Origin of the sequence: Candidatus Darwinibacter acetoxidans (assembly GCF_041936445.1) — a bacterium.
Lineage (GTDB): Bacteria > Bacillota > Limnochordia > Darwinibacteriales > Darwinibacteriaceae > DTU010.
The window spans coordinates 56,827-69,568 of sequence record NZ_JBHGXH010000045.1; the positions used below are offsets into that span (position 1 = coordinate 56,827).

Consider the following 12,742-nt stretch of genomic DNA (forward strand, 5'->3'; position numbering starts at 1 on the left):
GGTCACCCCCACTGGGCTGCGGTTTTACCCACCGCAGCAAGGTAAACGACAAAATGCTGCTCGCCATCGAGTCCCAAGAGCTTGTTGAGCTCATCGTCATCGAAGGCAGCGACGGCACAAACCCCACAGTCGATGGCGGTTGATGCTAAGTAGAGATTCTGGCACACATGGCCGGCATCCAGGAGGATGTAGCGGTAGCCCCGCTCCCCATACCTCCAGGTCATCCGGTAGATGTCGACAGCCCAGAGAAAGGTAACGGCGCTTTCGGCCAGAAAGGGCTGATCGCCTGCCGCGCGGGCAATCTCCCAGGCCAGCTGCGCGCCCAGGTCAACTGCCAACAGTTTATGTCCAAGGGCCACATAGCGGTACAACCCCGGCTCCAGCCCTTCCACCCTGTTGATCAGCAGGTACGTCTCCAGGGCGTGGCGGGCACCAGCCGAAGGCACAGGGCGCAGGGTGGACGGTCGATCGGTCACCTGCTGCACGCCCTGGGTAGACCAAAGCAGGTAGGCAAGTTCGGCTAGAGTCAGCCCGGTGCGGGCATACTTGCGCCTTGAGCGCCTGGCCGCCATGGCCGTCCTTAAGTCCATCTCCTTAACCTTAATCTGCTCAATTGGCGGCAGTTCGATGAAAACGGCGTCAGCTGGCACCGCAACCTGCAGAGGCGGCTGGGGCAGTCCCAGATCCTGGTGGGACGGGGCCAGGTGCTGATACTTGGTCTTTTCCATGAACTCTCTGCCGATACCTGTCATAGTACTCTCCCTTCTACCCTAAAGCCTGGAGATGCTCCAGACTGTTGGCAAAGACGATGGTTCTTCTCCCCGATTCCAGCGACCAAAGATGCACCCCCGTATCGCCGGTGCTGAAGAAGCAATCACACACCACGGGCAACCCCAAAAAACAGCGAAAGAGCTGAGTTATGGTGCCGGCGTGGCTAACCAGGGCAATCCGCTTAAAAGCCCCTGGCAGGATATACTCGTAGGTGAACTTGGACCAGAACATCTCTACCCGTGCCCTGAACTCGATGAAGGACTCGGTCTCAGCGTAGGTATCGTGGGGCCTGCGACCCCCTGGCGGCAGGGGAAAGCGCTCCGCTGCTTCCTGCCGGGCAAGTCCCGCCAGCAGCCCGTTGTTCCACTCCATCAAGGCAGGCTCCAGCTGCAGGGGCGCCCCTGTGGCCCCGCGGAGGATCTCCGCGGTGCGGCTGGCGCGCTGCAGGGGACTGGACAAGATGAGCTCAGGTGGAAAGCGCTCCTGCACCCACTCCGCCAGCAGCTGGGCCTGCTTGACCCCGAGCTGAGTAAGGGGGAAATCGGCCCGGCCCTCATGGCGGTCTTCCAGATCCGCCTGGGACTGACCGTGGCGGATGATCAAAAGTTCCATCGGTCTTACCCCGCTTTAAGATGCCTGCCTTTTTATTCGGCACAGCACACCCTTTTCCTTTACTGGCACTGGTTATTGACAGAAGTGAAAAGGAGTACTAGAATCAAGCTATGATACTTGTGGGAGCCCCAGGAGGCTTCTGTTTTTTCATTTTGGAAGGAGGTTGCTTATGGCCAAGGCTAGAGAACTCTTCGCGGCTAAAGACCTGACCCAAGGCCCACCTTGGAAACGCATTCTCGAATTTTCCATCCCCATGCTCATCGGCAACATCGCGCAGCAGCTGTACAATACGGCAGACTCCATCATCGTGGGCCGCTATATCGGAGACAACGCCTTGGCCGCCGTGGGCAGTGCCGCCCCGGTCCTCCACCTGCTGCTGGTGCTGTTTGTGGGCATTTCGGTGGGCGCAGGTATTATGGTAGCCCAGTATTTTGGCGCCAGAGATCGGGAGAATCTCTCCAAGACCATCGGCAACTGCCTGACCCTTACCGCCATCACCTCTGTGATCATCATGGTGGTGGGGCCTCTGGTAACCCGTCCGCTGCTCGAGCTTTTGAACACGCCCGCTTCCATCATCGATTGGTGCGTAGGTTATCTGAACATCTTCTTTTTGGGCGGCGCTGGCTTTTCCTACTTCAACATCCTCTCCGGAATTCTGCGTGGCCTGGGGGATTCCGTGTCCGCCTTGGTCTTCCTGCTTCTGAGTACCGCGCTCAACGTGGTCCTGGACATCATTTTTGTGGCCAGCTTTGGCCTTGGGGTCCCTGGTGTAGCCCTGGCCACGGTGCTGGCCCAGGCCCTTTCCGCCGTGCTCTGTCTGGGCAAGCTGGCCAGGATGCGGGAGCACTTCGACCTTAACCGCGCCGCGCTCAAGCTGGATAGGGAGCTTTCTCTCGCCGTGATCAAGCTGGGCCTGCCCTCCGGGCTAACCCAAGCCATTTTCTCCATGGCCATGATCATGGTGCAGTCCCTGATGAATACCTTCGGAGAAATGGTCATTGCCGCCAATGTGATCGTCATGCGCGTCGACGGCTTTGCCATGATGCCCAACTTCTCCTTCGGCAGTGCCATGACCACCTTCACAGGCCAAAACGTTGGTGCCGGCAAACTAGACCGTGTTGACCGGGGCACCAAGGAAGGGACCCTGATTGCCGTGGGCGTATCCGCGGCCATCACCGTGGTTCTGCTTTTCTTTGGCCATTACCTTATGCGCATCTTCACCACTACCCCTGAACTGGTGGCCCTGAGCCAGCGCATGCTGCGCATCCTAGCCTTCGGCTACATCGCCATGGCGGTCACCCAGTCCCTCTCCGGGGTGATGCGGGGTGCCGGGGATACCATAACTCCCATGTGGATCTCCATCATCACCACGGTGATCATTCGCGTGCCCTTGGCCTACACCCTCGCCTACTTCACCAGAAGCCCCCAGTATCCCACGGGCAGGCCCGAATCTACCTTCGTCTCCCTGCTTGTGGCCTGGACCTTAGGTGCACTGATTACCTACGGCTTTTTCAAACGGGGCGCGTGGCGCGCCAAGGGACTCAAAAAGAGCATGAACAAAGAGGCTGCTTAGCCTCTTTTTTTGTGCCTATGCTCGCCGCACACGGATTTCATCTTGTGGACTAGTTCGTCCATGAAGCAGAGGCGCAGCCGGATCATGGCGAGTCCAATTGGCCTTGGCTGCTGCGTGATCGGCGTTGGCGTAGCAGTATCGACACTGGTGCAGGCAGGTGTTGTAAGCTCCCAGATCGATGCTCTCCACACACCCACAGCTGGCCCGCTGGTTCCTGTCCCTTTTCAGGCTGAGGGACCGCCCAGTGATCCTACTCACCAGTTCATCATCGATGCATTTGCCCGGCTTGACGCCCCAGGGGCTCAAATCCACCGCTTCAGAACAGGTGCAGATCTCCATCTGCGCGCTCCGTGCCACTGCGGCCAGCTCCCTACCGAGCACCTCCATATCCTCCGGGCCGATGGGCAAAAAGCCTAGGCCCCGGGTGTTGCGCTTGGTCTTGGCGTAGAAGTCGAGGAAACTGATGACACACCGCTCGCAGCTGTCCTTGAGCTCCGCGGCCAGCTGAGCAAAGAGCTCCACATGCTTGGCAATGGTCAGATCCTCACTGAGGATGATGGGGTCATAGCGCCAAACCACCCTGGCGGGGCCAATCCTTGCCGCCAGTTCCTGAAAGGTGCGCACCAGGACCTTTTTCTCGGGGAGGTTCCCCTCGATGGTCCGATCGTAGGGCGTCAAGGTGAACTGGAAGTAGAAGTTGTAGCCCAGATCGGTTATGCTGTCCAGATCAGAAAGCAGGGGTGCGGGATTCTTGGTCCAAAAGACAATGCAGTCAACCAGCTCGGGGTGGAGCTCAACCCTGGTCACCTGCCGGGGACGGAAAGGATTGCGCACATAGGCAAATCCGGCCCTCAGGCGCTCCAGGAACCACTTCCCATAGAAAGCAGGGATGTCAGTGCGGCGGCTGGCACTGATGATCATGGTCCATCGCTCCCAAAGGTGTAGCCGGCAAAATCACCGATGGGTCGGAATCCGATGCGCTGGTAGATGCTGTTAGATGTGGGGTTGTTCAAATCAGCAAACAGAGTGCAGAACTGGTACCCCTCGTCCAGGAGCAGCTGGCAAAGGGCTGCCACACAGCTGGTGGCATAGCCCCGGCGGCGCAGCCCTTGGGGTGTGTACACGTGGTTGATGGAGATCCCGTGGCGAGTGGGGCGGGTTTTCGCCGCCATGGAGACAATTCTGTCCCCGTGCTCCCACAGATAGAGACCGCGCCGCGCCACGAGTCTGCGGGCCAGGCGGCCTATGCGCTCCAGGTCTGGGGCGCTGTTCAACCCCGCATCCCTCTCGAAAGAGGCGATCGCGCCGATGACGAAGTCCAGATCTTCTTCCCGGGCAAGTCTCAGGCTTCCTTCCCCAATCACCCCTGCGGTCACTTGCCTGAGCTCATAGAGGCGCATGGGCATCTCCAACTCGGCACGGCAGCCCGTGAGCTCTGCCCACAAAGCCGCGAACCGCTGGCAGACTGCCGCGGGGGCGGTCACTCCCGGAAGCGCTATTCCCCCTTCCAGAAAACCGTTGGCCAAACACGATAGAGTCTCCTCCAGATCCACGCCCGGTGCTGTGTAGAGGATCAAATTGGCCGGGACAGTCATAAGTCCCGCTGCGGCCAGGTCGCGCCCGGCCCGCACCGTGACCAGGAACACCTCATCCCAGGCATCTGGGTGCTCTTGGAGAATGAGGGCTAGACCCAGCAAGAGGTTGTGGCGGGCTTCCTCCCTTTCCAGGTGTTCCAGCGTTTCTTGGAGGAAGCTCTCGATCCCATCGTGCCAAGACAGCTGCACAGTACCACTTCCCTGCATCAGTATTGCCCATTACACTTCTGCTCGCGGCGGGGAAATCCTTTGTAACCCACTGCGCCCTTTATGCTTTTCCGTGGGATTCACCCTGGGGCAGCCGCGGCAGAAAGAACCCCGTCCGTAAAACGTATTCTTCCCAAACCGCACCGAATCGCTCCTGCAGTGCCTCCTCTTCCAGCCTAGCCCGGTACACCAAAGCCGGCAGGAACAGCAGAAAAACAGCCAAGAGACCTAACCAGCTCCGCGTGGAAACGGGGATACCGCAGGCGGCGATGGCCATTCCCGCATAGACCGGATGGCGCACCAAGCGGTAGGGGCCCGTTTGAACCAGTTCTCCCAGGGGCTGCACCGCTCCCAGCAGCGAACCCTTGAGGTAAGCGGCCGCCCACAAGACAAGTCCCATGCCCAACACCACCAAGAGAATACCAGCCAACTTGGCCGGCCCCACCGGGACAGATACCCTCAGGTCCACTAGGAAACTCACCAGGCAGACCACCACCGCCGCGCCGGTGACCAAAACCGGTGCTCTCAGATGTTCAGGCCTCTCCCCCACAGCTATCCCTCCTAGACAGGCCTGGTCCTAAAAGAAAGCGGCAGGCCTTGGTTACATAGTACCTAAAGAGCTCGCCTGGGCTCATGAACAGCTGGTCTCCCCCAGCGTAGGACCACTTCCCTTATTCCCCGCGGACGGGCGGAGTGCCCGGGCAGCGTAACCCCTTCCTTCCCACGCGCGACCGAAGCTTAAGCTCGTCCACGAGGGCCAAAAAACCGGGGGCTCTGGGCCTTACTCCGGTGCCCCCCTAGTTCGCTCCACTTGGCAAAAATCCCGTCCCCTTGGGGACGAGATCTTGTGCCGTCCAAATCGTTAGATGGAACACCTCTGGTCCATGATCAGCTGGCAGCTTGGAGGTGCCCTGCCATAACCGGTTCCTGCCTGGCGCGCACCCTCCCCAGCTCGCTTGCGAGGCCTCTCTGTTATGGTTCCCTCTCGTTGTCGTATTCGTCATTGATCTCCATTTAGGCAGAGAAAAGCATGGCTGTCAGGGGCAGTTCGCGCTGAGCTTGCAGCCGGCGCAGCGGCCCGAGGGAGCTGTCGCCTGGCCCATCTTCACCAACAGCTTGAGGAACAGCTCCTGTTCTTCATCGTTCAGCCCGCTCAGCAGCTGATCATCACAGCTGCTCACAACCTGCAGCAAATGTGCCTGAAGCCCGGCCGCCTTGGGCGTAAGGTGTATGCGGTGGGCGCGCCCATCTTCCGGATCAGGCCGCCGCTCCACCAAACCCTCCTGAGTTAGTCTAGTGATGGCGCGCGTCGTGGTGGCTCCATCGACGTTCAACAGCCGAGAAAGCTCCTCTTGGCGCACTCCATCGCAGTGAAAGAGCTCCAGAAGGAACATGGCCTGGCCGCTGCCTACGCCATGCTCCTTGAGGCCATCAGCTACATGTTTCATGGTCATGCGATGCAAAATGGACAGCCAGCGGCCCACGGACCGCTCTGGGCATGTGTTCATCATCCTTCTCCTCTCCACGGTCAAATGGCTGCTTCAGCCTGCCCCTGAGACAGCACGGCCCGTTTGCGGATACGGCTGCGGGCGTAGAAGAAGCTGGCTACCTGCCCCAGTCCAGCTATGGTCCAGGTCACCGGGTACACCGCAAACAGCACCAGTTGGGTGGGATACAGCCTGAACACCGTGGCCAGCCAGACAATGCGCAGCAGGCAGGCGCCCACCAGCGTGGAGAGCATGGGAAGTACCGAGTAGCCCATGGCTCTGGTCAGCCCTGGGAAGACGTTCATGATGCCGCAGGTGAAGTACAAAGACATGAGTACCTTCATCCGCCGCATGCCCAGCTCGATCACCGCGGGATCGGTGGTGTAAAAGGCCAGCAGCGTGCGGCCAAAGGAGAGGGTGATTCCGCCTAGAATCAGCCACGTCACGAACACCAAAGCGGTGCAGTTTTTGGCGATCCGGTCAATGCGGTCGTAATCCTCCGCGCCCATGCTTTGGCCGGTAAAAGTTATCGCAGCCTGGTAGTAAGCGTTCATAGGTGTAGCCACCAGGTTTTCCACGTTAGACGAGGCAGCGCTGGCCGCCACCATGGTGGTGCCGAAGGAGTTCACCGCCGACTGAATCAGCACGTTGGATATTGAAAAGAGTACGCTTTGCAGCCCCGCGGGCACCCCGATCCTCAGAAGCTGTACGAGCTTCTGACGGTGGATCTTCAGCCTCTGCCATTGAAAACGCAGAGCTCCCTCCTGCCTCGACAAAGAGATCATGATCAGTATCAGGGCCAAATACTGGGAGATGACGGTTGCCCAGCCCACGCCGGCCACACCCAGGCGCAGCACGGCGACGAAGAACAGGTTGAACACCACGTTCACGGCGCCGCTCACCACCAAGAAATACATGGGCCTTCTGGAATCGCCCACCGCCCGGAGGATAGCTGCCCCGAAGTTAAAGACCATGCTGGCGGGCATCCCGGCGAAAACGATACGCATATATAAAGTAGAAAGACCGATGATGTCTTCGGGAGTCCCCATCCAGCGCAAAAGGGGAGCGCAGAAGCTGAGGCCGATGGCGGTGGCCACCCCGCCGCCGATCAGGCTGACGGCGATGGATGTATGCACCGACTGCCGGATCCCCTCCACCCGGCGGGCCCCGTAGTCTTGAGCTACAATCACTGCGGTGCCTACCGACAGACCCATAAACAAGTTGACGATGAGGTTAAACAAAGAGCCTGTGGCCCCCACCGCCGCCAGGGCCCTGGCCCCTTCGAAACGCCCCACCACGATCATGTCCGCTGCATTAAAGACCAGCTGCAGCAGGTTGACCGCCATGATGGGCAGGGCAAACATCACCATTTGACCGACTAATGCCCTATTAGTGCTTGGAAAATGTTCTCTTGCTCTCATCAAGTTCCCCGGTCCTTTCCTCGATCATTGCTTGTCTGCTCTTCAGGCATTCCCCCTTTTCCCCGTAGAAATCCACCCCATCTAGACGATGGGGCGGCGCATTAGTAAACAAACACTGTTGTTCCCCGCTTGATAAAAGAGTAGAACCAGCGGGCGTCCTCCATGGAAAGCCGGATGCAGCCGGCGGAGCGCCTCTGCCCTAAGGTGAGATCCAGGATGGTGTGCTCTTTGTCCATGGGCAGGCCATGGAACAAGTAGGGGCCATGAAACCGAACCCAGTTTTCTGCTCCTTGACCAGAACTTTCCACATAAAACCATTCGCCGCGCTCCGCGATCTCATGGAGCCCCCGTATGGTAGGGGAAATGTTCCTCCCGGTGGCGCAGAGCATGGTGCGCACCAGCTCCCAGCTGCCCTGGCCGCCTGTGAACACATGGGTGAGCTGCCTGTCAAGATCCACCCAGACCAGCTGATCCGTCTTGGAGGTGAACCCCCGCACGTTCACATACTCTTCAACCAACCGCCTGGGCAGTCGATAGCTGTTGGTTTCCGGATCACTGGGGATGGCCAGCGTTCCGTCGCGCACCCAACCTTCCCGGCCGTCTCCGGCCCGAATCAAGTACCACTGGAAGCCGTGGTCGCGGACAACCTCCACTGTCTCCCCGGCATGGAAGGTGCAGGTTCTGCTTCCCCCACCGTCCCAGGAGCTGTAGGCCGGAGTGTCTGTGAGCACTTCGGCCATAACCACCGACGGCCTAACCAGGTCATCCCAATCAGGAGCCGCTTCCAGCATTGTAAACCTCGCCGTTTGCGCCAGGACACAGGAGCTGACGGCAAATACCACGAGACAGGCTGCAAGGCATCTCATGACAGACACGGCCGTTCCTCCATGAATATAGGGTTCTTTGATCTCTTTCGCTAATCGTGGGCCTAGTCCTGCGCTGCCAGAAATTTTCACAGCTCTGCTTCAGCCTCTTTTCAAAAGCCCTCCCATCATGCCGCCGAGCATGGCCACAAAGAGCATGCGCAGAAGCTTCTGCCACCACAGCCAAGTGAGGAGAGCAATATCCGCAGAACCCAAAAAGCCGAGCAGCACAAAGGAGGCCAGCCCCACCGCAATCCCGTGTATCCAGGCCTTCTTCAGGCACTTTTTGCCGGACCAGGCAGCCCCCGCAAACACCGCCAGGTGGGCCAGAAGATTGAGGAGGTTGGGTGCCGCCTGCCAGGGGAGGAAATATACTGCTAAGGCTAGCCCCAGGGAAGTGAGGAGCAGCAGAGCCAAGGCCACCGCCGTGCCCTGCAGCACCGCCATGGGCTGCAGCCAAAAGCCTGCGGTGTCCAGGTTGTTCCGCTTTTTCATGGAGATCACCCCATAAAACCTATGCCTCGTACAGAAAAATATGCAGCCCCTTGGGGGGCTGCATTCTGGACAACCGCAGAGTTTAGCCTACTCGTCCTTTTTCTTGCTTTCGGCGATCACCTGCTCGGCGATCTGGGCGGGAACCTCCTCGTAGTGGCTGAACTGCGAGGTGAAGGAGCCGCGCCCCTGGGTCATGGATCTCAGGTCGATGGCGTATTTAAACATCTCTGCCATGGGGACCTGCGCCCGGATCACCTGCATGCCGCCCCTGGGCTCCATGCCCAGGATCCTGCCGCGCTTTTTGTTCAGATCGCCCATCACATCACCCATAAACGATTCTGGAACCGTGATCTCCACGTTCATGATGGGCTCCAAAAGCACCGGATTGGCTTCCATAAAGCCCTTCCTGAAGGCCAAAGATGCGGCGATCTTAAAGGCCATTTCGGAAGAGTCTACGGGATGGTAAGAACCGTCGTAGAGCGAAACCCGTACCCCTTCCACAGGATAGCCCGCCAAGGGACCGTCGTCCAGGATCTCCCGCAGGCCCTTTTCCACCGCGGGGATGTAGTTGCGGGGTACGGCACCGCCGAAGATGTTATCTTCAAAGATCAGGCGATCCTCCGCATCGGGATCAGCCGGGGAAAGTTCCAAGAAGACATGCCCGTACTGGCCGCGGCCGCCTGTCTGCTTTTTGTGTTTGCCTTCCGCCTTGGCCCGGCCCCGGATGGTTTCCCGGTAAGGCACCACCGGAGTACTCAGCTCAACCTCAACGCCGAACTTCTTCTGCAGGCGGCTGGTGAGGATCTCAATGTGCACATCGCCCATACCGTGAACCAGGTTCTGGCCTGTGTCTGTTCTTCTCTCCACTTTAATGGTGGGATCCTCTTCCGACAGACGCGCCAGCGCGGATGCGATCTTATCTTCATCGCCCTTAGCCTTGGGCTGGATTGCCAAGATCATGTTGGGCTGCGGGAACTCGATAGGTTTGATGCTGATCTTGGCTTCCCGGGTGGTGAGGGTATCGTTGGTGGTGGTATCCTGCAGCTTGGCTACGGCTCCTAGGTCGCCTGGGCCCACTTTGCTTACGGGAATCTGTTCTTTACCCTTGATCAGGAACAGCTGTCCAATCCGCTCATCGCGGCCGGTGCGCACATTGAAGCAGCTGCTGTCAGAACGCATCATACCCGAGAACACCCTGAACAAGGTGAGCTTGCCCACATAAGGGTCGGCCATGGTCTTGTAGACCAGGGCAGCCAGCTCTCCATCGGCAGCACCGATGGTGATCTCTTCCCCGGCGGCGTTGGTCGCGGTGATGGTGCGGTTCACAGGCGAAGGCAGGCGCTGCACGATGTGATCGTTGAGCAGGGCAATCCCCAGGGTGGACTGGGCGCTGCCGCAGAGAATGGGAACCATCTCACCGGTCTGGGTTCCCAGGCGGACCGCTTTCTCAATCTCTTCGTCCGTGAGGGCCTCCCCTTCCAGATACTTCATCATCAGGTCTTCGTCGGCAACCGAGGCCGCCTCAATCATCTCTTCCCGGGCTGCTTCCACCTGATCCATCATATCTGCGGGAATGGGGCCTTCCTTGAGGGAATCTCCGTCTTTGATGTACGCCTTCATGGCCACCAGATCCACGATGCCCGAGAAGGCTTCGGCTTCACCGATGGGCAGCTGAACCGGCACCAATTTGGGGCCGAAATAGCTGCGCAGCTGTTCAACAACCATGCTGAAGTTGGCGTTTTCCCGATCCATCTTGTTGACAAACACGGTGCGGGGCAAACCCCGTTCTTCCAGATAGGTCCAGCTCTTCTCTGTACCCACTTCCACACCGGAAGAAGCGCAGACCACCAAAAGCGCGGCATCGGCCACCGTTAAGCCCGCGATCACATCACCTACGAAGTCGAAATAGCCTGGTGTATCCAAGATGTTGATTTTATGGTTTTTCCACTCAGCAGGTGCCAGAGCGGTGTTGATCGAAATGTGGCGGCGCACTTCCTCTGCATCAAAGTCCATCACTGTTGTCCCATCATCCACCTTGCCCAGGCGGTTAACGGCCTTGGCGACAAACAGCATGGCTTCTGCCAATGAGGTCTTGCCCGTACCACCATGGCCCACCAAGGCCACATTACGTAAGAACTCTGTTCCGTATTCCTTCACACGTTCTCCTCCTCTTAGTGAACCCTTATGTTAACATCTGAAGTCTTTTATACCACGCCTAGATTCAACAAGTTCGCCATAATTTCCTTCCTCATGGCAAGAAAAGCTTCCCTGCCTAAACCCACCAACCCCAGTTTTCCAGGAAGACCACCTGCTGGCGCCGGGAATCGATCTGCACAGTCCAGCCCAAAAGGGGTAGGACCTCAGCTGGTACGTAAGGCACTCCCCCTTCCTCCAGCACGGGACTGGCCAGGGGAATCTCCAGGCCCCGCCACTGCGCCGTGGTGCTGGCAGGTTTAAGGATAACCGCGCCAGTGGTGGACTCCACCTGCCAGCCGCTGGCCAGATCCACTGTGAGATCCAGCACTTCGGCCAGATCCAGCAAGTTGAAATAGAGCTCACCCTGATGCTCGGTTACACCCACGAACGGTGTGACTTCGGTTTCATAGACGAAGAGCCGCCATTGGGGACTGCCCTCCACCAGTTTCAGGTAAGCATTGGTCTGGTCCCGGAAGTAGAACTGCCCTTGATAGTAAAAAGCGCTGTCGCCAAAGAGACCTGGCACCCTCCACTTCTCCACCACCGCTGCGGACTGGAGCTCGAAGAGGGAAATCCCAGTGGCGCTGGAAAGGCTCAGCAAACCTTCCTGGGGTATGTAGAGGAGGTGCTCACCCAGGGCCTTGGCTTCGAATTTTCTGCTCTGCACCACTTCCCCGTTCTGCCAGCGCCAGGCGTAGAGCATCTTTTGGCTGGTAACCACCAGCCACTCTGGAGCAGCGCTGTGGGGAATGATCACCAAGCTTTCCACACTGCCCCAAGGGTAGTTTTCCCATAAGGTGACAAATTCTTCTTCCACCCAGGTCAGGACGGCCACATAACCTGAACGCAGGGCAAAAACAAGGTCAGGATAGCCGTTTCCATCCACATCCAACACTTCCAGCCCGGCCACTACCTCCCCCGAGGGGCTTTTCCAGAGGGGAAAGAGATTTCCCTCACGGGACAGGTAGACGTAGGCCTCTCCCCTGTCGCTTAAGGCGACCACATCGCCCCAGCCGTCGCTGTTGAAATCATGGATACCCAAGCGGCAGATGGTATCCCAAAGATACTGGGCATGGCCGTGGCGTTCCCAAACTCCGGCCCGTTCTGTATATAAGTACAGCGCGCCGCCCCGATCTGTGCCAATGGCCAGATCATTGCGGAAGTCCCCCGTAACATCACCAACGGCCAGGGCTGAAGCCCGGCCGAACACCTCGATCAGCTGCCTTGGTCCATCTTCGGTCAGGATGAAGACGCCCTGCTCCTTTCCCAGGAGCAGGTTCTGCTCACCCGTGCCGTACAGGTCCGCCACCAGCACCTGGGCATCCGACAGCTCAGGTTCGGCTACCGCCGTGAAGGAAGCTGCCGCTGCAGCCTGGGCAAGCAGGAAACATAAAAGAGCTGCGCAAACCGCCTTCTTCAGCAATGGCATCCCCTCTTTCCTCACGCCCTATGGAGTATTTAGCAAAAACTGGCCGCAATCCTGCTAAGAACTGAACTTGCCCAGCACTCTCCAAATTATAAC

The 12,742-nt window shown here is 58.7% G+C and carries 12 protein-coding genes; 1 reads left to right on the forward strand and 11 read right to left on the reverse strand.

Features of this window, described 5'->3' with window-relative positions; genetic code table 11:
- Nucleotides 1-2: 2 nt before the first annotated feature.
- Together ACE4YL_RS01855 and ACE4YL_RS01860 are read right to left on the reverse strand one after the other, a co-directional pair.
- Nucleotides 3-752: a SagB/ThcOx family dehydrogenase gene (locus ACE4YL_RS01855; protein ID WP_461358845.1), complete on the reverse strand. Its 750-nt coding sequence runs from the start codon at nt 750-752 to the stop codon at nt 3-5.
- A 13-nt stretch (nt 753-765) separates the two neighbouring features.
- On the reverse strand, nt 766-1,383 hold the full coding sequence (locus ACE4YL_RS01860) for a histidine phosphatase family protein (RefSeq protein ID WP_461358844.1): 618 nt from the start codon (nt 1,381-1,383) through the stop codon (nt 766-768).
- A 169-nt stretch (nt 1,384-1,552) separates the two neighbouring features.
- Here ACE4YL_RS01860 and ACE4YL_RS01865 point away from each other — a divergent pair, with 169 nt between their 5' ends.
- Nucleotides 1,553-2,956 (forward strand): MATE family efflux transporter, encoded by a 1,404-nt coding sequence (locus ACE4YL_RS01865; protein ID WP_461358843.1) that lies wholly within the window; start codon nt 1,553-1,555, stop codon nt 2,954-2,956.
- Between the two features lie 15 nt (nt 2,957-2,971).
- On the opposite strand, the gene ACE4YL_RS01870 is transcribed toward ACE4YL_RS01865, so the two are convergent.
- The 9 genes from ACE4YL_RS01870 to ACE4YL_RS01910 form a co-directional block, all read right to left on the reverse strand.
- Nucleotides 2,972-3,877: a DUF1848 domain-containing protein gene (locus tag ACE4YL_RS01870; RefSeq protein ID WP_461358842.1), complete on the reverse strand. Its 906-nt coding sequence runs from the start codon at nt 3,875-3,877 to the stop codon at nt 2,972-2,974.
- A complete protein-coding gene (locus ACE4YL_RS01875) occupies nt 3,874-4,740 on the reverse strand; it encodes a GNAT family N-acetyltransferase (protein ID WP_461358841.1) in 867 nt (288 codons plus the stop codon). Before ACE4YL_RS01875 ends, ACE4YL_RS01870 begins: the two co-directional genes overlap by 4 nt.
- 79 nt (nt 4,741-4,819) lie before the next feature.
- The gene (locus tag ACE4YL_RS01880) at nt 4,820-5,308 is read right to left on the reverse strand and encodes a methyltransferase family protein (protein ID WP_461358840.1); all 489 of its coding nucleotides are present in this window, start codon (nt 5,306-5,308) and stop codon (nt 4,820-4,822) included.
- Between the two features lie 487 nt (nt 5,309-5,795).
- Nucleotides 5,796-6,269, reverse strand: a complete 474-nt coding sequence (locus tag ACE4YL_RS01885; RefSeq protein WP_461360125.1) for a MarR family winged helix-turn-helix transcriptional regulator — start codon at nt 6,267-6,269, stop codon at nt 5,796-5,798.
- Nucleotides 6,270-6,286: 17 nt separating this feature from the next.
- Nucleotides 6,287-7,615, reverse strand: coding sequence for an MATE family efflux transporter (locus ACE4YL_RS01890; RefSeq protein ID WP_461360126.1), 1,329 nt, complete (start codon nt 7,613-7,615; stop codon nt 6,287-6,289).
- A gap of 152 nt (nt 7,616-7,767) precedes the next feature.
- The gene (locus ACE4YL_RS01895) at nt 7,768-8,457 is read right to left on the reverse strand and encodes a L,D-transpeptidase family protein (protein WP_461367045.1); all 690 of its coding nucleotides are present in this window, start codon (nt 8,455-8,457) and stop codon (nt 7,768-7,770) included.
- A gap of 174 nt (nt 8,458-8,631) precedes the next feature.
- A complete protein-coding gene (locus ACE4YL_RS01900; RefSeq protein ID WP_461359343.1) occupies nt 8,632-9,024 on the reverse strand; it encodes a TIGR04086 family membrane protein in 393 nt (130 codons plus the stop codon).
- An 87-nt stretch (nt 9,025-9,111) separates the two neighbouring features.
- Nucleotides 9,112-11,181: an elongation factor G gene (fusA, locus tag ACE4YL_RS01905; RefSeq protein WP_461360127.1), complete on the reverse strand. Its 2,070-nt coding sequence runs from the start codon at nt 11,179-11,181 to the stop codon at nt 9,112-9,114.
- Nucleotides 11,182-11,296: 115 nt separating this feature from the next.
- Nucleotides 11,297-12,643, reverse strand: a complete 1,347-nt coding sequence (locus ACE4YL_RS01910; RefSeq protein ID WP_461358155.1) for an FG-GAP repeat domain-containing protein — start codon at nt 12,641-12,643, stop codon at nt 11,297-11,299.
- Nucleotides 12,644-12,742 lie beyond the last annotated feature (99 nt).

Bases quoted from the DNA above. Each gene is read 5' to 3' on its own strand.
- ACE4YL_RS01885 (WP_461360125.1), bottom strand. From the start codon at position 6,269: ATGATGAACACATGCCCAGAGCGGTCCGTGGGCCGCTGGCTGTCCATT.
- ACE4YL_RS01900 (WP_461359343.1), bottom strand. From the start codon at position 9,024: ATGAAAAAGCGGAACAACCTGGACACCGCAGGCTTTTGGCTGCAGCCC.
- ACE4YL_RS01890 (WP_461360126.1), bottom strand. From the start codon at position 7,615: ATGGTGATGTTTGCCCTGCCCATCATGGCGGTCAACCTGCTGCAGCTG.
- ACE4YL_RS01870 (WP_461358842.1), bottom strand. From the start codon at position 3,877: ATGATCATCAGTGCCAGCCGCCGCACTGACATCCCTGCTTTCTATGGG.
- ACE4YL_RS01865 (WP_461358843.1), top strand. From the start codon at position 1,553: ATGGCCAAGGCTAGAGAACTCTTCGCGGCTAAAGACCTGACCCAAGGC.
- ACE4YL_RS01895 (WP_461367045.1), bottom strand. From the start codon at position 8,457: ATGCTGGAAGCGGCTCCTGATTGGGATGACCTGGTTAGGCCGTCGGTG.
- ACE4YL_RS01855 (WP_461358845.1), bottom strand. From the start codon at position 752: ATGACAGGTATCGGCAGAGAGTTCATGGAAAAGACCAAGTATCAGCAC.
- ACE4YL_RS01860 (WP_461358844.1), bottom strand. From the start codon at position 1,383: ATGGAACTTTTGATCATCCGCCACGGTCAGTCCCAGGCGGATCTGGAA.